At 70.5% G+C, this 21,983-nt stretch carries 22 protein-coding genes and 1 tRNA gene; 19 read left to right on the forward strand and 4 right to left on the reverse strand.

The window, feature by feature from the left end; all coding sequences use genetic code 11:
- Positions 1–20: 20 nt before the first annotated feature.
- Positions 21–950 carry an oxygenase MpaB family protein gene (locus ACLQ2Q_RS10105; RefSeq protein ID WP_425820310.1) on the reverse strand — a complete coding sequence of 310 codons (930 nt, stop codon included), beginning with the start codon at positions 948–950 and terminating at the stop codon, positions 21–23.
- A 46-nt stretch (positions 951–996) separates the two neighbouring features.
- Between ACLQ2Q_RS10105 and ACLQ2Q_RS10110 the strand changes: the two genes are divergently transcribed.
- The 4 genes from ACLQ2Q_RS10110 to serA all read left to right on the forward strand — a co-directional run bounded on the left by ACLQ2Q_RS10110 (position 997) and on the right by serA (position 4,029).
- Positions 997–1,362 (forward strand): DUF6855 family protein, encoded by a 366-nt coding sequence (locus ACLQ2Q_RS10110; protein WP_425820311.1) that lies wholly within the window; start codon positions 997–999, stop codon positions 1,360–1,362.
- A 21-nt stretch (positions 1,363–1,383) separates the two neighbouring features.
- Positions 1,384–1,932 (forward strand): DNA polymerase III subunit gamma/tau, encoded by a 549-nt coding sequence (locus ACLQ2Q_RS10115; RefSeq protein ID WP_425820312.1) that lies wholly within the window; start codon positions 1,384–1,386, stop codon positions 1,930–1,932.
- Positions 1,929–2,279 carry a bacitracin resistance protein gene (locus ACLQ2Q_RS10120; RefSeq protein ID WP_425820313.1) on the forward strand — a complete coding sequence of 117 codons (351 nt, stop codon included), beginning with the start codon at positions 1,929–1,931 and terminating at the stop codon, positions 2,277–2,279. Before ACLQ2Q_RS10115 ends, ACLQ2Q_RS10120 begins: the two co-directional genes overlap by 4 nt.
- A gap of 157 nt (positions 2,280–2,436) precedes the next feature.
- A complete protein-coding gene (gene serA, locus ACLQ2Q_RS10125; protein WP_425820314.1) occupies positions 2,437–4,029 on the forward strand; it encodes a phosphoglycerate dehydrogenase in 1,593 nt (530 codons plus the stop codon).
- Between the two features lie 89 nt (positions 4,030–4,118).
- Here serA and ACLQ2Q_RS10130 read toward each other — a convergent pair whose 3' ends face one another.
- Positions 4,119–4,664: a TetR/AcrR family transcriptional regulator gene (locus ACLQ2Q_RS10130; protein ID WP_425820315.1), complete on the reverse strand. Its 546-nt coding sequence runs from the start codon at positions 4,662–4,664 to the stop codon at positions 4,119–4,121.
- Positions 4,665–4,743: 79 nt separating this feature from the next.
- On the opposite strand from ACLQ2Q_RS10130, the gene ACLQ2Q_RS10135 reads away from it, so the two are divergent.
- The 5 genes from ACLQ2Q_RS10135 to ACLQ2Q_RS10155 all read left to right on the forward strand — a co-directional run bounded on the left by ACLQ2Q_RS10135 (position 4,744) and on the right by ACLQ2Q_RS10155 (position 10,972).
- Complete coding sequence (locus ACLQ2Q_RS10135; protein ID WP_425820316.1) at positions 4,744–6,294, forward strand: MFS transporter; 1,551 nt, start codon at positions 4,744–4,746, stop codon at positions 6,292–6,294.
- A gap of 64 nt (positions 6,295–6,358) precedes the next feature.
- Entirely contained in the window at positions 6,359–7,426 is a 1,068-nt protein-coding gene (locus ACLQ2Q_RS10140) for a 3-isopropylmalate dehydrogenase (RefSeq protein ID WP_425820317.1), read from the forward strand.
- 45 nt (positions 7,427–7,471) lie between these two features.
- A complete protein-coding gene (locus ACLQ2Q_RS10145) occupies positions 7,472–8,572 on the forward strand; it encodes a branched-chain amino acid aminotransferase (protein ID WP_425820318.1) in 1,101 nt (366 codons plus the stop codon).
- A gap of 171 nt (positions 8,573–8,743) precedes the next feature.
- On the forward strand, positions 8,744–9,508 hold the full coding sequence (locus ACLQ2Q_RS10150) for a fumarylacetoacetate hydrolase family protein (protein WP_425820319.1): 765 nt from the start codon (positions 8,744–8,746) through the stop codon (positions 9,506–9,508).
- A gap of 33 nt (positions 9,509–9,541) precedes the next feature.
- Entirely contained in the window at positions 9,542–10,972 is a 1,431-nt protein-coding gene (locus ACLQ2Q_RS10155; protein WP_425820320.1) for an MFS transporter, read from the forward strand.
- On the opposite strand, the gene ACLQ2Q_RS10160 is transcribed toward ACLQ2Q_RS10155, so the two are convergent.
- Positions 10,883–11,944: an aminotransferase class V-fold PLP-dependent enzyme gene (locus ACLQ2Q_RS10160; protein ID WP_425820321.1), complete on the reverse strand. Its 1,062-nt coding sequence runs from the start codon at positions 11,942–11,944 to the stop codon at positions 10,883–10,885. The two genes, ACLQ2Q_RS10155 and ACLQ2Q_RS10160, sit on opposite strands and share 90 nt — an antisense overlap.
- A 157-nt stretch (positions 11,945–12,101) precedes the next feature.
- Between ACLQ2Q_RS10160 and ACLQ2Q_RS10165 the strand changes: the two genes are divergently transcribed.
- The 7 genes from ACLQ2Q_RS10165 to ACLQ2Q_RS10195 all read left to right on the forward strand — a co-directional run bounded on the left by ACLQ2Q_RS10165 (position 12,102) and on the right by ACLQ2Q_RS10195 (position 18,301).
- The gene (locus ACLQ2Q_RS10165) at positions 12,102–12,464 is read left to right on the forward strand and encodes a hypothetical protein (protein ID WP_425820322.1); all 363 of its coding nucleotides are present in this window, start codon (positions 12,102–12,104) and stop codon (positions 12,462–12,464) included.
- Positions 12,465–12,567: 103 nt separating this feature from the next.
- Positions 12,568–13,497: a LysR family transcriptional regulator gene (locus ACLQ2Q_RS10170; RefSeq protein ID WP_425820323.1), complete on the forward strand. Its 930-nt coding sequence runs from the start codon at positions 12,568–12,570 to the stop codon at positions 13,495–13,497.
- 170 nt (positions 13,498–13,667) lie between these two features.
- Complete coding sequence (gene gltX / locus ACLQ2Q_RS10175) at positions 13,668–15,191, forward strand: glutamate--tRNA ligase (RefSeq protein ID WP_425820324.1); 1,524 nt, start codon at positions 13,668–13,670, stop codon at positions 15,189–15,191.
- A 76-nt stretch (positions 15,192–15,267) separates the two neighbouring features.
- Positions 15,268–15,339, forward strand: a tRNA-Gln gene (locus ACLQ2Q_RS10180).
- Positions 15,340–15,551: 212 nt separating this feature from the next.
- Positions 15,552–16,352, forward strand: coding sequence for a hypothetical protein (locus tag ACLQ2Q_RS10185; protein WP_425820325.1), 801 nt, complete (start codon positions 15,552–15,554; stop codon positions 16,350–16,352).
- 53 nt (positions 16,353–16,405) lie between these two features.
- Positions 16,406–17,257: a hypothetical protein gene (locus tag ACLQ2Q_RS10190; protein ID WP_425820326.1), complete on the forward strand. Its 852-nt coding sequence runs from the start codon at positions 16,406–16,408 to the stop codon at positions 17,255–17,257.
- A gap of 93 nt (positions 17,258–17,350) precedes the next feature.
- Entirely contained in the window at positions 17,351–18,301 is a 951-nt protein-coding gene (locus ACLQ2Q_RS10195) for a hypothetical protein (protein WP_425820327.1), read from the forward strand.
- Here ACLQ2Q_RS10195 and ACLQ2Q_RS10200 read toward each other — a convergent pair.
- Positions 18,262–19,191, reverse strand: a complete 930-nt coding sequence (locus tag ACLQ2Q_RS10200; protein WP_425820328.1) for an aminoglycoside phosphotransferase family protein — start codon at positions 19,189–19,191, stop codon at positions 18,262–18,264. The genes ACLQ2Q_RS10195 and ACLQ2Q_RS10200 overlap by 40 nt on opposite strands.
- Positions 19,192–19,321: 130 nt before the next feature.
- On the opposite strand from ACLQ2Q_RS10200, the gene ACLQ2Q_RS10205 reads away from it, so the two are divergent.
- The 3 genes from ACLQ2Q_RS10205 to ACLQ2Q_RS10215 all read left to right on the forward strand — a co-directional run bounded on the left by ACLQ2Q_RS10205 (position 19,322) and on the right by ACLQ2Q_RS10215 (position 21,978).
- Positions 19,322–20,119 carry a hypothetical protein gene (locus tag ACLQ2Q_RS10205; protein WP_425820329.1) on the forward strand — a complete coding sequence of 266 codons (798 nt, stop codon included), beginning with the start codon at positions 19,322–19,324 and terminating at the stop codon, positions 20,117–20,119.
- 120 nt (positions 20,120–20,239) lie between these two features.
- Positions 20,240–21,025, forward strand: coding sequence for a DeoR/GlpR family DNA-binding transcription regulator (locus ACLQ2Q_RS10210; RefSeq protein ID WP_425820330.1), 786 nt, complete (start codon positions 20,240–20,242; stop codon positions 21,023–21,025).
- The gene (locus ACLQ2Q_RS10215; protein WP_425820331.1) at positions 21,022–21,978 is read left to right on the forward strand and encodes a hexose kinase; all 957 of its coding nucleotides are present in this window, start codon (positions 21,022–21,024) and stop codon (positions 21,976–21,978) included. The genes ACLQ2Q_RS10210 and ACLQ2Q_RS10215 overlap by 4 nt, the downstream gene beginning before the upstream one ends.
- Positions 21,979–21,983: the final 5 nt, after the last annotated feature.

Below are 21,983 nucleotides of genomic sequence, written 5' to 3' on the forward strand. Positions count from 1 at the left end.
TCCGACGGGTCCGAGTTCCGTCAGGCGGCGGGCCGTTCACCGGCATCCGGCGACCAGCCCTCGCGCTGCAGGCGTGCAATCCGCGAACGGGCCGCCTCCTCCGACGTCGACCGCTCGCCCAGCAGCCCGCGCGCCGATCGGAGCACCGCGCTTGTCGCGGGCACGACGAGCAGCGGCGGCTTGCCGAGGCCGAGCATGCGGCGGTGCTGGGGCTCGAGCGAGGCGACCGCCCCGGCGAACATGATCCGGTACGCGGGCAGCATGCCCCGGGCCAGGGGAGGGTTGCGGATGAAACGCACGATCTCGCGTACCCGGTCGTCACTCTTCAGCACCCCATCGCGCGCGAAGGCGTCGAGGCGAGCGCGCAGTTCCGCGGCCGTTTCGGGCGGATGCTCCATGCCGATGAGCCGACCGGCGACCGCCCACTCCCGCACATAGGCGTCCACGCCACCGGGAATGGGCGCCTCCCACAGCTCATGGCACGCGAGGAACGAATCGGTGAAGGCGAGGTGCACCCACTCGATCAAGTCCGGATCGCTCGCCTTGTATGAGCGGGACTCGCCGCGCGCGTCGACGTACTCTCCCTGCACTCGGCGATGAAGGCCTCGCACCATCGCGGATGAGCGCTCCGCCGTCGCACGGTCGCCGAAGGTCACGGTGATGAGCCACCGGATCGTCCCGGTCAGACGACCGAGGGGGTCCTCCCGGTAGCGCGACCAGTCGTGCACGCCCGCCATTGCCCCGGGATGCAGCGCCTGCAGGAGGAGGGCCCGGATGCCGGCGACCATCGTCGCCATGCCTCCGTGGACGGCCCACGACGCGGAACCGGGACCGAAGTACCCCGCGTCATCTCCCCGCTCGAGATCGAGCACCCACTGCGGTGAGCCGTCGTCGGTGCCGGAGAGCGTCTGCAGCAGGTGCGAGCGCATCCTGTCGCGTACCGAGGCCATACGGCCAGTACAACACGGGCCGAAAGGGTCGAGGGCCGTCGGCAGGGTGTCTGGCTGGGGCCGCGGAGCGACGCGCCGTGAGGAGGCGGGTATCGGCACCTACACGATGTACCGCGACGACCAGGCCGATCCACCGGCCCTGGTCTGCCGGGTCGGCGCCACGACGCTCACGTACCACGTGTCGGCGATCGACGATCTCGCCGCGTGGCTCCGCGAGCAGGGCGACTGGGTTCCCCCTCGGCGCCGCGGACGAGCAGAAGCCGGCCGCCGATGGCACCGTGGAGGCGTGGGGTCGCGATCTGACCGCGCGCACGAGGTTCGGAGAATGACGCGGAGCTCGGGGCTGCTGGCGAGAATCGCCTTCACGTCGCGACATCGTCCGAACTTCGTGGCGGCGCCCGAAGCAGCCTAAGAGCGCGGTTACGCTGACCCTATGGTCCGACGCGACGACGACGCCCTGTCCTGGGAAGGGGATGACGACCCGACGCTCGACGTCGGGTCACCGACTCCTGGCACAGAGGCCACCGGACCGACTCGCCCCGCGCCGAGCCCCGCGACGCTCCCGGATGGCTGGAGCGCCGTCGGCAAGGGCAGCAACGCGGTCGCCGCCGACGCGGCGGCCAAGGATTCCGCATCCGGATCCTCGGCATCCGAGTCTCCCGATGCCGCGCACGAGAGGGCGCCGGCCCTCGGAAACGGCGCCCTCATCGCCACGGGTGTGATCGGGGGCGTCTACCTGATCTACGCGATCGGATGGCTGATCGGGGGCCTGAGACTGCAGGGTCTCCGCACCTATCTCGTCACGGACGTCATGTACATCGGCAGCCTGTGGCTGGCCACCCTGGCCCCGCTCATCTGGTTCTCGACCGTATGGCTCCTCACCAGACGAAGCGCGACCTGGGTCCGGTTCGTCTGGCTCGCTGTAGGTCTGCTGCTGCTCTTGCCGTGGCCGTTCGTGCTGTTGGGAGCGGTAGGACAATGAGCGACACGACGGTGGATGCCGCGGCTCCGCGCCGCACTCCGACATGGCTCGTGGCGACGATCGCCGGCGCGTTCGGCCTGTTCTACGCGTATGCGGTGTGGAATGCCCTCGGCAACCTTGTGCAGGCTGCGGGCCTGCCGACGGGCATGAACGGACTCGGCTGGTTCGTGTGGATCTTCGCCGTGGCCTTCCCGATCCTCGTCTTCGCGGCCGCGTTCGCCTTCGGGTACAAGCGACCCCCCCACCACTTCTTCCTGCTTCTGTTGACGGGCCTAGCACTGGTGGCCGTGGTCTGGCTCGATGTCGTGGCGTACACGACCCTCTACACGGCGTCGCTGCTGGCCTGACCGGTCGCGCGACGTCCAGCGGACCTCGCGGGCCGTCACAGAGTAGGGCGGCGCGCGAGCGAGCCGGTAGGCTGATCGGGCCTCGCCCCCACGGTGTGCGGCGGGGCGTCCCCATCGCTCTGCCCGCGCTTGCGCATGCATCAAAGGATCCGCTTTCGTGTCGAAGCCCGTCGTGCTCATCGCTGAAGAACTCTCTCCCGCAACGATCGAGGCCCTCGGCCCCGACTTCGAGGTGCGCAACGTCGACGGGACCGATCGCCCCGCCCTGCTCGCGGCACTCGCCGATGCGAGCGCCGTGCTCGTCCGCTCTGCGACGAAGGTGGATGCCGAGGCCCTCGCCGCCGCGCCCGCCCTGAAGGTCGTCGCCCGCGCCGGGGTGGGGCTCGACAACGTCGACATCAAGGCCGCGACCACCGCCGGCGTCATGGTCGTCAACGCCCCGACATCCAACATCATCTCGGCCGCGGAGTTGACCGTCGGCCACATCCTGAGCCTGGCCCGCCGCATCCCGGCCGCCCATGCCTCCCTCTCACAGGGTCAGTGGAAGCGCTCGTCGTTCACCGGCACCGAGCTCTTCGAGAAGACGGTCGGCATCATCGGCCTCGGCCGCATCGGCGCACTGATCGCGGCGCGCCTGAATGCGTTCGACATGCGCGTGATCGCTTACGACCCCTACGTCACGAGCGCCCGCGCCCAGCAGCTCGGCGTGCAGCTGGTGGGCCTCGACGAGCTGGTCGAGCAGAGCGACTTCATCACGATCCACATGCCGAAGACTCCGGAGACCACGGGGATGATCGGCGCCGAGCAGCTGAAGCGTATGAAGCCCACGGCATACGTCGTCAACGTCGCGCGGGGCGGGCTCATCGACGAGGACGCGCTCTTCTCCGCGCTCACCTCCGGAGAGATCGCCGGAGCGGGTCTGGATGTCTTCAACTCCGAGCCGCCGGCCGACAAGAAGCTGCTCGATCTGCCGAACGTCGTCGTGACCCCGCACCTCGGCGCCAGCACCGAAGAGGCGCAGGAGAAGGCGGGCGTCTCGGTCGCCCGGTCCGTGCGACTCGCGCTGGGCGGCGAGCTCGTTCCGGATGCGGTCAACGTCGCGGGCGGCGTGATCGACCCGTACGTCCGCCCCGGCATCCCGCTGGTCGAGAAGCTGGGCCAGATCTTCGCCGCCCTGTCGCACTCGCCCCTCACGAGCCTCGACGTCGAGGTGCACGGCGAGCTCAGCCAGTACGACGTCAGCGTTCTGAAGCTCGCGGCCCTCAAGGGCCTGTTCACGAACATCGTGAGCGAGTCGGTGTCGTACGTGAATGCGCCGCTGCTCGCCGAGCAGCGCGGGGTCGACGTGCGACTGATCGTGGATGACGAGAGCGACGAGTACCGCAACGTGATCACTCTGCGCGGCGCGCTGTCGGACGGATCCCAGCTGTCGGTGTCGGGAACCCTCACTGGAACGAAGCAGATCGAGAAGCTCGTGGGCATCAACGGCTATGCGGTCGAGCTGCCCATCGAGAAGCACCACATCGTGATGCTCTACACCGACCGCCCAGGCATCGTCGCCATCTACGGCCAGAAGTTCGGCGAGGCGGGGATCAACATCGCCGGTATGCAGATCGCGCGAACGGCCGCCGGCGGACAGGCGCTCAGCGTGCTGACCGTCGACTCGCCGGTGCCCGACGAGCTTCTGGACGTCGTCCGATCGGCGATCCAGGCAGACCTGTTCCGCCCGATCGAGATCACCGAGTCCTGACGCGCCTCCCTCGCTCGCTGGCCGCGAAGTGCGGGTAGCCAGAGCGGCGCCCCGCGGTTGGCGACGAGTGAGACGCCCGGACGACAGGGTCAGCGCTTCGTGGCGCCTTCGACGAGCTCGATGAGCGCATCCATGTCGGCGCCTTCGGGCACCGGACCGGGGATGCTGCCCCCGGCCAGCGCGTTGTTGAAGTAGAGGCCGTCGCTGACGAGCATCACGAGGTTGAGCGCCGCCTCGTCCCTGGTGTGCGGGCCGATCGCCTCGGCCCAGCGCCGCCGGATGTCACGCAGCGCAGCGCTCGCGGCCGGGCTGCCGTTCTGGGCGAGCCGTGCCGTCGCGATGATCGCGCGATCCAGAGGGTCGTTCTGCATCACGGAGGAGCGCAGGAAGTAGGCGATCGGGCCCTCTTCGGCGCTCATGATCGCCGCGATATCCGCCTCGACGAGCACGTCCAGTCGCTCGAGCAGCCCGGCCTCGAGAGCCTCCTTGGAGCCGAAGTGATAGAGCAACCCACCCTTGGACACGCCGGCCGCGCGGGCGGTCGCTTCGAGCGTCGCCCCGCGTTCTCCGCCGTCCACCAGGATCGCCTCGAAGGCGTCGAGCACGCTCTCACGGGCACGGGGAGGGCGGCTCATGGGCACGAGCCTAGTCACGCCTGCACGGTCATATCTGATACTATACCGGCTGGACGGTTAAGAAACTGAGGAATGGCGAATGACGGACACCATCACCCGCACGGCGGCCACCGCGACTCCGCGCGTCGGCTGGCGCGGCTGGGCTGCACTGGTCGTGCTGATGCTTCCCGTGCTGCTGGTCTCGGTCGACAACACGGTGCTGAGCTTCGCCCTGCCGCAGATCGCCCTCGACCTGGAGCCCACGGCCACGCAGCAGCTCTGGATCATCGACGCCTACCCGCTCGTGCTCGCGAGCCTGCTCGTCACGATGGGCACGCTCGGCGACCGCTTCGGGCGGCGGCGGATGCTGCTGATCGGTGCGACCGGCTTCGGCGTGGTCTCCGCCCTGGCGGCCTTCGCCCCGAGCGCCGAGTGGCTGATCGCGGCCCGGGCAGCCATGGGCGTGTTCGGGGCGATGCTGATGCCGTCGACCCTGTCGCTGCTGCGCAGCATCTTCACCAACCGGGATCAGCGCCGTATGGCGATCGCGGTCTGGGCGGCGGCTTTCTCGGCCGGCGCCGCGCTCGGACCGATCGTCGGCGGCATCCTGCTCGAGCACTTCGCATGGGGATCCGTGTTCCTGCTGGCCGTGCCGGTGCTCGTACCGCTGCTGATCCTCGTTCCGGTTCTCGTGCCCGAGAGCCGGGATCCTCATCCCGGCCGATTCGACCCGGTCAGCATCGCGCTCTCGCTCGGCACGATGGTGCCGATCGTGTACGCGATCAAGGAGTTCGCCGTGCACGGGGCGGAGAGCCCGCTGCCCCTCGTGCTCGCCGTCGCGGGAATCGCGTTCGGGGTGCTCTTCGTGCGCCGCCAGAATCGCCTCGAGACACCCATGCTCGACATGAACCTGTTCCGCAGCGGTCCCTTCTCGGGCTCGGTGCTCGTGAACCTGCTGAGCGTGGTCGGCCTCGTCGGCTTCCTCTACTTCGTGGCGCAGCACCTGCAGCTCATCGTGGGGCTGTCGCCCCTCGAGGCCGGCCTGGCGCTCGTGCCGGGGCTGCTCGCGATGATCGTCGCCGGCATCGGGATCGTGCCGATCGCGAAGCGCGTCGCCCCGCGCGTCGTGGTTCCCGTGGCGCTGGTCTTCTCCGTCGTCGGCTATCTGCTGGTCGCAGTCAGCACGGACGCCGCCGCGCTGGGGCTGCTCGTCCTCGCGTTCGTGTCGCTGGGCATCGGCATCGGCGCGGCCGAGACGGTGTCGAACGAGCTGATCCTCGCCAGCGCCCCGCCCGCGAAGGCCGGCGCCGCGAGCGCCGTGTCGGAGACGGCGTACGAGCTCGGCGCCGTGCTGGGAACCACCATCCTCGGCGGCGTCCTCGCCGCGTTCTACCGCGCGAATCTGGCGCTGCCCGATGGACTTCCCACCGGTGCAGCGGATGCCGCGCGCGAGACGCTCGGGGGAGCGGTGGCGGCATCCGAGGGGCTCGAGGAGGCGCTGGGGCAGGCGCTTCGAGACGCGGCTGCGCACGCATTCGACGCCGGCGTCGGCGTGACGGCGCTCATCGGCGCGGGGCTCATCGTGGTCGCCGCGGTGATCGCTGCGCTGACCCTGGGCGGCCGCCCGAAGCAGACCAGCACCCCGCACTGACCCGAGTCGACGCGCTCGGCGGCTTCGACCTCGCCGGTACGCTGGCAGGGACAGAAGGAGAGCGATGTCGCGCGCGCAGGAATCAGGGATCGTGAGGCTGGCAGTCATCCCCGGCGATGGGATCGGTCCCGAGGTGATCGCCGAGGCCGAGAGGGTTCTGGATGCCGCGACGGCGGGCTCCGGCATCCGCTTCGAGAAGACCCGCTTCTCGCTCGGGGCGGCGCGGTATCTCGAGACCGGCGACACGCTCACCGACGATGACCTCGAGGCGATCAAAGGACACGACGCGATCCTGCTCGGCGCCGTCGGCGGAGTACCGGGCGACGTGCGGCTGAAGGACGCGAACATCGAGCGTGGCCTCCTGCTGAAGCTGCGCTTCGAGCTGGACCACTACGTCAACCTTCGTCCCTCGAAGCTCTACCCGGGTGCCGCGGGACCGCTCGCCGCGCCCGGTGAGATCGACTTCGTGGTCGTACGGGAGGGCACGGAGGGCCCGTACGTCGGCAACGGCGGATCGATCCGCAAGGGCACTTCGCACGAGGTCGCGAACGAGACATCCGTCAACACGGCCTACGGAATCGAGCGGGTCGTGCGTTACGCGTTCGATCTGGCGGAGCGCCGGCGCAAGACGCTCACGCTCGTGCACAAGACCAACGTGCTGGTGCACGCGGGCGGCATGTGGCAGCGCATCGTGAACGAGGTGGCGGGGGAGCACCCCGACGTGGCCGTAGACTATCTGCACGTCGACGCGGCGACGATCTTCCTGGTCACAAACCCGTCCCGCTTCGATGTCCTCGTCACCGACAACCTCTTCGGCGACATCCTGACAGACCTGGCCGGCGCCGTCACCGGTGGCATCGGTCTCGCCGCATCCGGGAACATCAACCCGGATGGCGCGTTCCCGTCGATGTTCGAGCCCGTCCACGGTTCGGCGCCCGACATCGCGGGGCAGCAGAAGGCCGACCCCACGGCCGCGATCCTCTCCATCTCGCTCCTGCTCGATCATCTCGGGCTGTCGGACGAAGCCGCCCGCGTGACCCGCGCGGCCGAGCAGGACATCGCGCAGAGGGACGGCACCGCCCGCACCACCGCACAGATCGGCGAAGCGATCGCCGAGCGACTGCGGGCGTAACCTGGACATCGCGGACCTCCACCCGCACCACACGCAGGAGCGCACATGACCCTTCTCGATTCCGACACAGGACTCGCCCCGCTCGAGTTCGCCGTCACCAAGAACCTCGCGGCGAAGTCGCCGGCTCAGCGAGACGAGATCCTCGCCAATCCGGGGTTCGGCACGAACTTCACCGACCACATGGTCGACATCTGCTGGTCGTCCCGCGGCGGATGGCACCGCCCGCGCGTGCAGCCGTACGGCCCGATCTCGCTCGACCCGGCCGCAGCCGTGCTGCACTACGGCCAGGAGATCTTCGAGGGGATCAAGGCCTACCGGCATCAGGACGGCTCGATCCACACCTTCCGGCCCGACCAGAACGGACGACGCCTGCAGCGCTCCGCGCGGCGCCTGGCTTTGCCGGAACTCCCGGTGGAGTACTTCATCCAGTCGCTGCGCGAGCTCGTGGCGGTGGACGGCGCCTGGGTCCCCTCGGGCCAGGACCAGAGCCTCTACCTGCGCCCCTTCATGTTCGCGAGGGAGGCGTTCCTTGGTGTGCGGCCGGCTCAGAAGGTCGCCTACTACGTGATCGCCAGCCCCGCGGGGGCCTACTTCCACGGCGGGGTGAACCCCGTGACGATCTGGCTGTCCGAGGACTACGCGCGCGCCGGCAAGGGCGGCACCGGTGCGGCCAAGACCGGCGGCAACTACGCGGCGAGCCTGCTGCCGCAGTCGGAGGCGTACGAGCACGGCTGCGACCAGGTGGTGTTCCTGGACGGCGACGGCAACGTCGAGGAGCTCGGCGGGATGAACGTGATCTTCGTGATGAAGGACGGAACGCTGGTCACCCCGGAGTCGCCCAGCATCCTCGAGGGCATCACGCGCGACTCGATCCTGCAGTTGGCGCGCGACCGCGGGCACACCGTGCACGGGCGTTCCGTGTCGCTGGCTGAATGGCGCGAGGGCGTCGCCTCGGGCGACATCGTCGAGGTGTTCGCGTGCGGCACGGCCGCGGTGGTCACGCCGATCGGGACGCTCAAGGGCAAGGACTTCATCGACGAGCAGCCGACGGGCGAACTCGCCCTGTCGCTGCGCGAGGAGCTGACCGACATCCAGTACGGCCGTCGCGAGGACAAGCACGGCTGGCTCCTGAAGCTCGACAGCTAGCCTCTCGGGTCTTCACGCCGACCCGCCGCCTCGAAACAGCACTTCGGCGCCGAGACATCGCGCATTGCGTGATGTCTCGGCGCTCCTGTGCTGTTTCGGCCCGAGCAGGGGGTTCGTCGGGCGGCGGGACGACCCCTGGGCCGTGTCCGTGGCCGTCGCTAGGCTGATCCGGTGAGGATCGCACGCTTCAGCCACCAGGACGCCATTCGCTACGGGATCGTGGATGACGGTGAACTCGTCGTGCTCGCGGGCGACCCGATGTTCGCCGGCTACGACACGACGGGCGAACGGGTGCCGCTGGCCGACGCGGTGCTGCTCGCCCCCGTCATCCCTCGGTCGAAGGTCGTTGCGGTGGGTCGCAACTACCGCGCGCACGCGGAGGAGCTCGGCAACGAGGTTCCCGCCGAGCCGATGCTCTTCTTCAAGCCCAACACCGCCGTGATCGGACCAGGCGACACGATCGTGCGACCGCCGCAGTCCCGCTTCACGTCGTTCGAGGGCGAGCTCGCCGTCGTCATCGGCTCCATAGCGAAGAACGTCGGTGCCGAGCGCGCCGACGAGGTGATCTTCGGGTACACGATCGCGAACGACATCACCGCCCGCGATCTGCAGAAGACCGATGGCCAGTGGGCCCGGGCGAAGGGCTTCGACACCTTCTGCCCCCTCGGGCCGGCGATCGAGACCGAGTTCGATGTCGCCACCGCGACTCTCGAGACCCGCCTGAACGGCGAAGTGGCACAGAGCGCGCCGCTCACCGACATGATCCACTCGGTCGCCGATATCATCGCCTACGCCTCGGCGGCCTTCACGCTGCTTCCTGGCGACGTCATCCTGACGGGCACGCCGTCCGGGGTCGGTCCGTTCCAGGCGGGTGACACGATCGAGGTCGAGATCAGCGGCCTCGGCATCCTCCGGAACGGCGCCCGCGATGCGTAGAGCAGCATCGCGCCCGCTGACGCGCTGACGACCATGACCGACTCGACGCTCGATGTCGCCGCTGTTCAGCGTCGCACCGTCTGGGTGCTCTCGGGCGGTCAGGTGCTCGGTGGTCTGGCCTTCGGAGCGACCGTTTCCCTCGGCGCGCTGCTTGCGGCGCGCATCTCCGGCGACGACTCGCTCTCCGGCCTCGCGACCGCCGCCCTCACCCTCGGCTCGGCCGCTCTCGCAGTTCCGCTCGCCGCCCTCGCGCGCCGCCGCGGTCGCCGCGTGTCGCTGGCGGGCGGGATGCTGCTGGCACTCACGGGCGTCGGCGTCGTCATCGTCGCCGCCGGGTTGTTCAGCTTCCCGCTGCTGCTCGCAGGCTTTGTGCTGATCGGCGCAGGGCAGGCGGCGAATCTCCAGTCCCGCTTCGCCGCCACGGATCTGGCGTCGGTGTCAACGCGCGGGCGCGACCTCTCCATCGTCGTCTGGGCGACGACGATCGGCGCCGTGCTCGGGCCGAACCTCGTGGGGCCGGGCGAAGCGATCGGTGCCGCCATCGGCATGCCGGCGCTCACGGGACCGTACGTCTTCGGCATCGCGGCCCAGATCGCGGCCGTGCTCCTCTACGTCATCTTCATGCGCCCGGACCCGCTCCTCCTCGCCGATCGCATCGCGCGCCAGGAGCGCCTCGACCGCCCCACCGCGGTGCAGCGAGCCGACCGCCCGTTCGTCGCGCGCTACGCCATCCTCGCGGTGTCGGCCAGTCACGGCGTCATGGTCTCGGTCATGGCCATGACGCCCGTGCACCTGCTGCATCACGGCGCGAGCCTGTCCATCGTGGGCCTGACGATCAGCATCCACGTCGCCGGCATGTTCGCCCTGTCGCCGGTGTTCGGCATCCTGGCCGACCGCGTCGGTCGATTCGCGACGATCCTGCTGGGACAGGCGCTGCTGCTCGCGGCGCTGGTGACTGCGTGGCTCGGCGCCGAGAGCACGACGGCCGTGACGGTCGCGCTCGGGCTGCTCGGGCTCGGGTGGAGTGCGGCGACCGTGGCAGGATCCGCGCTGCTGACCGAGGCCACGGCCGAACCCCTGCGCACCCGCCGCCAGGGCCGCAGCGACCTGACGATGAGCCTCGTCGGAGCATTCGGCGCAATCGTCGCGGGGCTGCTCCTGGGCTGGATCGGCTACGGCGGGCTCGCCGTCGTGGCGATCGGCGCCGTCGCCCTGGTCGTCGGCTTCACGCCCGTCGCGCGCGTCCGCGCGGCGGGCCAAGGCGCGGACGCGTCCATTGCGATTCCTGCGGTCCCGGGCGCGGCCCCGGCAGCCTCTGCGCCGGCAGCCACTTCTTCAGCGGACGCTGCGGCACCGGCCACTTCTGCCCGGATCTCAGCGGCGCAGAGCGGCGACGGCCAGCTCGACGTCCCGCTCGTCGTTGAAGACGTGGAACGCAACCCGCGCCCGCCCCGCGCGTCCTGACGCAACGATTCCGGCGGCCGTGAGCCGGCCGAGGTCCGCGCCGTCGGGGTCGTCCCACGTCACGATCGCGCTCGGGCGGGTGGGCTCCGGGATCCCGAGCTCCGCCCGGAACTGCCCCGCCAGCCGGGTCGTGTGCTCGTACACGGCGGCCGGATCGAGCGCTGTGAAGAGCTCGAGCGCCGGCTCGGCGCCCACGAACGCCTGCCAGGCAGGGGACACGTCGTAGCGCCGGGCGTCCTCGGCCAGGGTGGCACCTCCGCCGTAGCAGGCGGCCCACGGGTCATCGCCGGCGTACCAGCCGGCGTGGATGGGCCGCAGCTCCCAGCCCTCCGCGACAGTCAGGAACGCGACGCCTCGCGGCGCGCACAGCCACTTGTACGCGTGGCACACCGTCGCATCGAAGGCGGATGCCGACACCGCCAGCCACCCGACGGCCTGGGTCGTGTCGCAGAAGGTGCGGGCGCCGTGCCGGGCGGCGCCGGCTACGATGGCCGCGGCATCCGCCACCTCACCGGTCGCCGATTGCACGAGCGAGAACGCGACGAGGTCGGTACCCTCGGTGATCGCTTCGGCCAGCTGGGCCAGCGGCACACTGCGGACGCGGATGCCTCGCCCGGCGTGCACGAACGGCAGCATTATCGACGAGAAGTCACCGTCCACGCAGAGCACCTCGGCGCCGTCCGGAAGCGACGCGGCGACGAGCCCCGCGAAGACCGAGGCCTGTGAGCCGATCGCCACGCGGCCGGGATGCACGCTCACGAGCCGCGCGTAGAGGTCTCGGCTCCGCTCGACGACCGCACAGTACTCGGGGATGTTCATCCGGCCGGCGGCTGCCGACTCGACGTCTGCGATCACCGCGCGCCGCGTCGATGCCGGCGGCGGCCCGACCGTGCACGCGGCGAGATAGCCGGGCTCGACCGCGAACTCGGCACGGGCCGAAGCGAGCGGGTCGAGGAGCGTCGCGGGTGTCATGGCTCCAGCATCCGTGTTGGCGACTCATCGGTCTACGGGCGGCTATCGATGCATCACTGCTCCGATGCTTATTATTCGACGTTGCGGGCAACGAGAAGGCGCGAACGAGCGGGCGCGTTCGCTGGAGGTCTGCGGCGAGCCCGCTATGGTCAGAGCCATGGCAGCAGAAGATCGTGATCAGATGCGTGGCGGCGTGCTCAGCAACGGTGGCAGTCCCGGACTGTGGGGAGCGCTGCTCGGGCTGATCGTCTTCGCCTTCATCGCCGTTCCGCTGTCTGCCGCCGTGAGGTATGCAACACATCCGGCATCACAGCAGCTGTTCGCCGGGCGACTTTCGGAGGCGACCACGGGGGGATACGTCGCGTTCTGGTGGATCGTCGCTCTGTTCCTGCTTGCGCTGCCGTTCCTCATCGGCTACGCCGTGGCCAACCTCTCCGGCCGGACGCTCGCGATCGTCGGCGCGGTCATCGTCTTCTTCTTCGTCGCCGTACTGATCCTCGGTCAGCTCTTCGTCTTCTAGACCGCGGCGCTCGCTCCCGTCTGGCGGTGGGGCCGACCGCTACGAATCAACGGTTCACACCGGCAGACAGCCGTAAATCAGCGCGTCCGCTTATGCTTCTGGCGTGGCCGATGATGAACTGCCGGATGTCGACCCCCTGACTCTGCGGGTGGTGAAGGCGATCGCCGACGAGGGGTCGTTGACGGCGGCCGCAGCGGCGCTCGGCTACAGCCAGTCGGCGCTCAGTCAGCACGTGCGCAGGGTCGAGGTCCGCCTGGGCGTGCCGCTCGTGGAGCGTGCCGGCAGGCGGCTGCGGCTGACGGAGGCCGGCCGCATCCTTGCTCGCCATGCCACGGCGGTGACGACGGCTCTGGATGCCGCGGCCGGCGAACTGGCCGAGTTGCAGGGTCTGCGCGCAGGGCGGGTTCGCCTCGCGGCCTTCCCCTCGGCGTCCCCGACGGTGCTGCCGCGGCTGATCCAGACACTGCGCGACCGGCATCCGGGGCTTTCGCTCACCTACGTCGAGGCCGAGCCGCCGGAGGCCGTGCAGCTCGTGCGCGACGACAAGGTGGACCTCGCGCTCACCTTCAGCTACCCGGGGGACCTCGGCGATCCGCACCGCCGCAGCGCCCGGGGACTGGCCACCCGACGGGTGGGTGCAGATGACGTGCTCGCCGTGCTGCCGGAAGGCCACGATCAGGCGCGCCGCGAGGCGGTGGACATCGGCGAGCTCTCCGCCGAGTCATGGATCGCCGGCTGCCCCCGGTGTCGCGGCCACCTCGAACAGGTGTGCCGCACGGCCGGCTTCGACCCGGCGATCGCGTTCGAGACCGACAACTTCGTGGCCGTCGAGGGGCTGGTCGCCATGGGCATCGGCGTCGCGCTGCTCCCGCGCCTGGCGATCGACTCCTTTCCGGTGCTGGCGGGCGTCGTCGTGCGCCCCACCACCAACTCCGACGCCCGCACGATGCACCTCGTGTCGGCTCAGGGGGCGGCGCGGGTGCCCGCCGTGGCGGCGACCGTTCGCGCGCTCCAGGAGTCCCTCGCCGGCTGAGCCCGTCGTGTGCACAATCGCGGGGGTGGCCGGCCGACTCGCGGGACGAATGCAGCCGAGCGGGGCGCGCACCCGGGAGCAGATCCGGACCCCGACATCCGCCCCTGCGGCCGTATCGCCCCACCGGACCACCGTTCTGCTCCCGGATGCACAACTAGGCTTGAGGCGCCATGTCTGAGACCTCTCCCGCGAACGCCCATCCCACGACCACCGCGACCGGCGCCGATGTGCGGGTGCGATTCTGCCCGTCGCCGACCGGGCTGCCGCACGTCGGTCTCGTCCGTACGGCCCTCTTCAACTGGGCGTACGCGCGTCACACGGGCGGCAAGATGGTGTTCCGCATCGAAGACACGGATGCCGCGCGCGACAGCGAAGAGAGCTACCTGCAGCTGCTCGATGCACTGACGTGGCTCAACATCGACTGGGACGAGGGGGTCGAGGTCGGCGGCCCGCACGCCCCCTACCGTCAATCGCAGAGGCACCACCTGTACCGTGAGGTGCTCGAGAAGCTGATCGCCAGCGGCGCCGTCTACGAGAGCTACTCGAACGCGGAGGAGATCGATGCCCGCAACGAGGCGGCGGGGCGCGCGAAGCAGCTCGGGTACGACAACCACGACCGCACCCTCACGGACGAGCAGAAGGCGGCGTTCCGCGCGGAGGGACGCGAGCCGGCGCTGCGCCTCACGGTGCCCGACGAGGACCTCAGCTTCACCGACCTGATCCGCGGCGACGTGACCTTCCCCGCCGGATCCTTCCCCGATTTCGTGATCTTCCGCGCCGGCGGGATCCCGCTCTACACCTTCGTGAACCCGGTGGATGACGCGCTCATGGGCATCACCCACGTGCTGCGGGGTGAGGACCTGATGCCCTCGACGGCCCGCCAGCTGGCGCTCTACCGGGCGTTGATCGATGCCGGCGTCACGACCTTCATTCCGCGCTTCGGCCACATGCCGCTCGTGCTCGGCGACGGCAACAAGAAGCTCTCCAAGCGCGACCCCCGCGCCGATCTGTTCCTGCAGCGGGAGCGCGGGTTCATTCCCGAGGGCCTGCTCAACTACCTCTCGCTGCTCGGGTGGTCGCTCAGCCACGACCGCGACGTGTTCTCGCTCGATGAGATGGTCGCCGCCTTCGACATCGCCGACGTCAACCCGAACCCGGCTCGCTTCGATCAGAAGAAGGCTGAGTCGATCAACGGCGATCACATCCGGATGCTGGAGCCCGACGACTTCGCCCGGCGAATCGTGCCGTACCTGGCTTCAGCCGCGGTCTTGGCCGACCCGCCGACCGCCACCGAATTCGCGCTGCTGACGAAGGCCGCGCCGCTCATCCAGGAGCGCCTCCCTCTGCTGGGCGACGCCCCCGGTCTGCTCGGCTTCCTCTTCACGAACGACATCGCGATCGAGGACGAGGCCCGCGCGTCGCTGCCCGAGAACGCGGGCGAAGTCCTGGTGGCGTCGGTCGGCGCCCTGGAACTGATTCCCGAGTCGGAGTTCACCGCGGCCGCCGTCCAGACGGCGTTGACGTCGGCGCTGATCGAGGGCCTCGGCCTGAAGCCGCGCGTCGCGTACGGTCCGCTGCGCGTCGCGATCAGCGGTCGCCGGGTCTCACCGCCGCTCTTCGAGTCGATGGAGCTGCTCGGCAAGCCCGAGTCGATCCGTCGGCTCGGCGCCCTCGTGGGGGAGACCAGCGCGTAGCGCGACCCCCTCGGTTTGGACGGCTCAGGGAACTGGTCTAGACTTGATCCTTGGCACGAGCTTCGGTTCGTGGCCTTGGGGTATGGTGTAATTGGCAACACGGAGGTTTCTGGTACCTTTGTTCTTGGTTCGAGTCCAGGTACCCCAGCTGAGAAAAACCCCCGCTCAGGCGGGGGTTTTCTCGTTCCCGCCGCACGAGCGCACGGCGCTGGGCGCCGTGTCTCGAGGCCAAGCCGGCGGATCCGAGCCTCGCGGCGCACGCCCCTGCCTCGGGCGGAACGCACACCGTCGGCAGCCGTGCCCGCCGACCCCGGCCCTTTCAACGGTGCCGCATGTCGCCTCCGGGCGGATAATGGGGGCATGGGCGCGACGCAGGCGTCGCCCTCCCGGGCGGATCTGGCCGAGCTCGCCGAGCTGCGGCGACGCGCGTATGGGCCGGACGCGGACATAGGCGGCGACGCGGTCGCCTGCGCACGACTGATCGAGCTCGAGGCAGCACTGGGTTTCGCGAGCGCGCTTCGGCCGATCGAGGAGTCCGGGAGCGCGAACGAGTGGCGGGACGCATCCGAGACGAAGTCGATACCCGGGCGGATGCCGGTCGGCGTCGCTGCGGAATCACCCGCTGAACCGGGACCGGTGCAGCACGCCGCCCGCCAAATGCGAGCGCCCCGCTGGTGGCAGCGGCGCGCCGCGATCCTCGTCGACCTGGGGGTCGCCGTCGCCGCTCTGGGTGTCCTTGCCTCGGTGCTCAGCCCTCCGTCGAGCGATGTCACGCTGCATCCGCGCACAGACGTTCCGGTGGAGGCATCCGTGGAACTCGGCAGCGCCGATGAGCTGAACTACCTCGGCATCTCACCGCGCGACGTGCGGCTGTACGACGAGTTCCGGGGCCTCAACATCTGGAGCGGGCCGCGCGGGACCAGCACGACCTGCATGTTCGTGACCACCGATGCCCGGCCGCGGTGGCGGGTCGATTGCTCACCGTGGAACGGCGAGCCGACGATCGACCTCGTCAAGTACCGCGAGTCTTCCCGGCTCTCCGGCATCGAGGCATGGGGCGATATGCCCGTGGGCAGCATGATCCGGCTCATCCTGCGGGACGGGGTCGTTCTCGCACAGACGGTGGACGCGCCGCCGCCGCTGGCCGGCCCCTCGCGCTGAAGCGCGTAGGCACATCATCGCCTGGCGTCCCGCTGCACGCGGATAATGGGGGGATGGACACGGCGCTGGGGTCGATCGACGAGTCGGACGAACTCGAGCGGCTGCGGGAGCGCGCGTACGGTCCGGATGCCGACATCGCACAGGATGCCGCCGCCCAAGCCCGGCTCTCCGAGCTGGAGGCGGCCCGTCGGCTGTCGATCATCGCACCGGTCCCCGAGGTTCCCCGCGGTGGTGACGCCGCTCCGGCGTCGGGGCCTGCGCACGGGTCGATCTTCATGGCGACCGGTCCGGCGGGTGCCCCTCTCCCGGTTGATGCCCACCTGGAATCAGGTCCCGGGGCCCGGCTCGAGGAAGGGGCGGGGCCGGTCACGACGTCCGTCGGCGCGTCGGCGCCCGCGGCCGCGGTAGCGGGCGCACCCACGGGACTCGCCGCCACACCGTGGTGGCGCCGCCGACGCTGGCTGGCGATGATCGGCGGGGGCGTCGCTGCTGTGCTCCTCGTCGCGGCAGTGGTCAGCTCGCTCGCGCCGCGCCCGGACTTCGTGCTCCAGCTGCAGGGGCCGGCCGGTGACGAGCAGGAGATCACCGACATGAACAGCAGCATCACATGGCTGGGCCTCGACCCGGAACAGCTGCTGAGGTTCGAGGACTTCCGGGGATTCCGGGTGTGGAGCGGTCCGACCCAGTACGGGACCGACTGCCTGATCATCTCCCGAGTCGACCAGGGACTCGCCGCCCTCGGCTGCTCGCCGGCCGGCCTCGCGACCATCGCCGATCTGCAGCGGTACTCCGGCGTCACCGATGAGGTCTTCGCCGACATGCCGACCGGAAGCATGATCCGATTCGTGCTCGACGGCGACCGCGTCGAGGTGTTCCTCGGTGAGGCGGAGGCTACGGCGTCCTAGGCGCGGAATCACCGGCCGCCGCGCGTCGCGGCGACGCGTCGCAGGGGATCGACACCCCTGGCCGGGCGGCGCTTGCGGGTGCACAATGGCCCCATGGACGCCGCGCTGCGGGCGGTCGAAGGGGACGAGCCGGATGAACTGAGGCGTCTCCGTGCGCGCGCGTACGGCAGGGATGCCGACATCTTGAGCGATCCCGTCGCTCTGGCGAGGTTGACGGAGCTCGAGGCGGCGAAGATCTCGCGGCAGACCGCGGCACACGCTGGGGGCGCGGGCGCCTCCGCCCCGGAACGAGGAACGCATCCGCCGTGGGGGTCGCTCCAAGAACCGTCCCCGGTGCACGCACCGGAGTCGGTGCACGCACCGGAGTCGGTGCACGCACCGGAGTCGGTGCACGACCTGGAGCCTGTGCCCGCACTGGACCCGGTGCCCGCACTGGACCCGGTGCCCGCACTGGAGCCTGTGCCCTGGCAGGAGCCGGGGCCCGAGCCGGAATCTACCCACGACCGGCGTCCGGCTTCCGGCTCGCCCTCAGCCTCCGCGCCCGTCGAGGCGTTCCCGCGCGCCCCACGCCCGTGGTGGCGCCGATGGCGGTGGTGGGTGGTCCTGGCGGGCGGGGCAGCGGCGCTGACCATCGCCGTCTCGGCTTTCAGCTGGTTGAGTCCTCGCCCGCCGGACTACGTCCTGCACCTCGTTCCGCAGTCACCCGACGACGCCCCCGGACCCTACATCGGGGGCTACCTGGCGCAGTTCGGCATCGACGACGAAGGTCTGCGTCGGTTCGAGGACTTCAGGGGTTTCTCCGTTTGGAGCGGCGAGTCGCGCTACGGAACGGACTGCGTACTGGTCACCCATCGACAGGAAGGAGGAACGGGCGGCTGCGCAGCCGACGGCCTGATACCGACCGTCGACCTCACGCGATACCAGGGGTGGAGCGACAACCTCTTCCAGGGGATGCCGACCGGCAGTCTGGTGCGCTTCACGCTCGAGGGCGACCACGTGAACGTCTATCTCTCCTCGGCATCTCGAGTCGGGTCGGGTCCCTGAGCCAGCTCCGCAAGGCACTCCCGGCCGAGCGCGGCGTATGGCGGGTTGTCGTCGCTGTGGGCCAGCAGCATGAGGGTGACGGCCGCCGCCCACGCGCGTGCGCGCGTCCACGTGGCTGCATCGACCCGGGTACCGCAAGCCTCCACGAACACCTTGCGCGCGGGGGCATCGAACGCCAGCCAGGCGACCGCGAGATCGTAGGCCGGATCACCGGCGGTGACGTCGCCGAAGTCGATGATGCCGGCCAGGGCCGATCCTGCCGTGATGACGTTCCCGGGATGCAGGTCGCCGTGGATCCACACCGGCACCCCGGCCCACGGGTCCGCTGCGAGCCCGGCCGCCCAGGCATCGGAGACCGCTCGCAGGGCGGCGGCCCCCAGCGTGCCTCCCAGGTGGCCGATGCGCTCGCGCACCGCATCCGCCCGTTCGATCAGCGGAGCTCCCCGAAACGGGTTCCGGGGGTGGTCGTCCGGCGCAGCGACGTGCAGCGCCTCGAGGGCGGCGGCGAGCGGCTGCGCCCAGCCGGCACGGTCCCTGCGGTCGAGGGCAAGCCCTGGCCCGCCGTCGATCCAGGGCACGATCGACCACGACCACGGGAAGTCCTCGGTCGGTCCGCCGGCGAAGACCGGCGCGGGGACCTCGATGCCGGTCGGCCGGATCCGCTGCGCGATCGCCGGGAGCCACTGCTGCTCGTGCAGCACGAGCGGCGCGGCGACGGCCCGGCGGGGGAGTCGCACCGCGCGGTCCGACCCCAGCCGCCACACCGAGCAGTCCCACCCGTCGGCCGCGTGCGAGAGCGCGAGCCCGTCGGCTTGCGGGTACTGGCCGGCCAGCAGTCCGCGAACGAGCTCGGAGTCGATGATCACTTCGGCGGCTGGCTTGTCGGGCACGCCTGACAGCCTAGGGCGGGTGCCCCCGGCGGCACTCGCCGATGTTGTTCTGTCTGTCGATCTGTGGCTTCCGGGTGGCGGGGCCGGCAGGGGGGTTCTCTGCTGCCGAAGCGCCGCGCATAATGGCCCCGTGGACACGACGGGGCAGTCGGTCACGCCGGGAATCGCCGCCGAGCTTCAGCGGCTCCGTCGGCGCGCATACGGCCCGGATGCCGACATCGCCGGCGACCCCGCTGCTCAGGCCCGGCTCGCCGCCCTCGAGACCACCATCGGACGCACCACCCCGCCACTCCGCACGGGGGACGACGACGCAAATGACGCGGAGCCGACGCCCGCGCGGGCCGCGTCCGTGCAAGCCGCGTCTCCCCGACCCATCGAGGAGCCCGCGCTCGGGCGTCGTGGCATCGACGAGTCCGCTCCTCCCTGGTGGCGCCGCCGCGACATCCTCGCCCTGGCCGCCGCGCTGCTGCTGATCTGTGCGGGCATCCTGGTCGGGATGCCCGGCGCGCTGCCCCGCGTTCCGGCGGAGACCCTGCATATCCGAGCCGAGAGTGCCGGCATCCCGTCCGCCGATCGCGCGGAGCTCGATGCCGCGGGATCCCTCAGCCACCTCGCCCTGGTCGATGACGGGCTGCGCCTGTACGAGGACCTCCGCGGCATCAACGTGTGGAGCGCACCGACGGTGCACGGCACGACGTGCCTGCTGCTCACGACGCGGTCGCAAGGCCTCTGGGCGGTGGCGTGCGCACCCTCCGAGACCGAACCCCGGATCGAGCTGAACAAGTACGGCAGCGTGCTGGTGCACCGCGACGAGGAAGACCCGTGGCACGGGATGCCGTTCGGCAGCCTGATCCGCGTGGAGCTTCGGGGCGACACGGTGCTCGTCTGGGACTATCCGGCACTCGGCCCCGTATCGCTCTTCGACTGAGCACCGTCATCTTGGCGCACACCAGGCCGGCCACGGGTATCCGATTCTCTGCGTTTGCACCTTGTTTCATCTGTGTTTGTGTTGTAGCGTGTGGATATCTTCCGCACAACGAGGAGCACGATGTACGCAACGGAGCGGCAGGGCCGCATCGCCGAGGGGATCGCGACGCAGGGGCGTGTCTCGGTGGTCGAGCTCGCCTCGAGCCTCGGCGTCACGACCGAGACGATCCGTCGCGACCTCGATGCCCTCGAGAACGCCGGCCTCCTTCGCCGCGTGCACGGCGGAGCCATCGCCCCCCGCCGAGCCAGCCTGGTCGAGCCGTCGCTCGACGAGCGCTTCGGCATGGCGGGCACCGCCAAGGCTGCCATCGCCGCGCGTGCCCTGGAGATGATCGGCCGCGGCTACCGCGGCGCGGTCCTCATCGACGCCGGATCCACCACGGGGGCCCTCGCCACGCTGCTGCCGGGGCACGTCGCGGAGAACCAGGCGAACGTGGATGTCGTCACCCACGCGGTGCCGATCGCCCACGTCCTTTCCGCCGTTCCCGGTATCGACCTCACCGTCGTCGGGGGACAGGTGCGCGGCCTCACGGCCGCCGCCGTCGGCGCCTCCACGGTTCACGCCATCGAGAACCTGCGCCCCGACCTTGCATTCGTCGGCGTCAACGGCATCTCCGCCGACTTCGGCCTCAGCACCCCCGACCCGGGCGAGGCGGCCGTGAAGTCCGCGATCGTGAGGGGCGCGCGCAGGGTCGTCGTGCTGGCGGACTCGAGCAAGTTCGGGGTCGAGTCGCTCGTCCGCTTCGGCCGGCTTGAAGACGTCGACATCCTCGTGACGGACGAGAATCCGGATGCCGCGCTGGCGCGGACCCTCGACGAGGCCGGAGTGGAGGTGTGGCTCGCATGATCGTCACCGTGACTCCGAACCCGTCACTCGACCGTGCGATCGCCCTCGATAGCCCCCTCGAGGCGGGCGAGGTGCAGCGCGCGACCGGCGACCGGCAGGATGCCGGCGGCAAGGGCATCAATGTGAGCCGGGCACTCGCCGCCGCCGGCCTGGAGACCGTCGCGCTCTTCCCTGCCGCGATGACCGACCCCTTCATCCGGCTCGTCGAGGGCTCGGGCGTCGCGGCCCGCGCCGTACCCGTGGCAGGTCGGGTCCGCTCGAACATCACGCTCGTGGACCCCACCGGCACCACGACGAAGGTCAACCTTCCGGGTGATGCCTCCGTGGCCTCCGCCGCCGAGCTCCTCGTGACCGAGATCGTGGAGGCATCCGCCGGCACGACGTGGCTCGTGCTGGCCGGATCGCTGCCGCCCGGGCTCGGCGACGACTTCTTCGCACGCGTCACCCGCATGGTGCGCAAGCGATGGGGAGCGGATGCCCCTCTCATCGCCATCGACACGTCCGGCGGTCCGCTGCGCGGAGCGGTCGAGGCCCACCCCGACCTGATCAAGCCCAACGGCGAGGAGCTCGCCGAGCTTCTCGGCGAGGAGCCGGGCGACGACGCCGAGCATCCGGCGGTCGCCCTCGAGCGTGCGCGCCGGCTCGTGCCGGAGCGCGTCGGAGCGGCCCTCGTGACCCTCGGTTCGCGCGGCGCCCTCTACGTCGACGCCGACACCGCGCTGTTCGCACCGGCGCCGAAGATCACCGTCCGCAGCACGGTCGGTGCGGGCGACAGCTCGCTCGCCGGCTTCCTGATCGCCGACGGCGGCGACCCCGCCGATCGGCTGGCCAGTGCCGTCGCGTACGGTGCGGCCGCGGCCTCCCTCCCCGGTACGCAGACCCCGACCCCGGCGGACGCGAGCATGCTCGTCACCGTCACCGACTGGACGGCCGGACCCCCGGCCGGACTTTGACCCTC

It is taken from the genome of Microbacterium sp. DT81.1, from assembly GCF_049844955.1.
Taxonomy (GTDB): domain Bacteria; phylum Actinomycetota; class Actinomycetes; order Actinomycetales; family Microbacteriaceae; genus Microbacterium.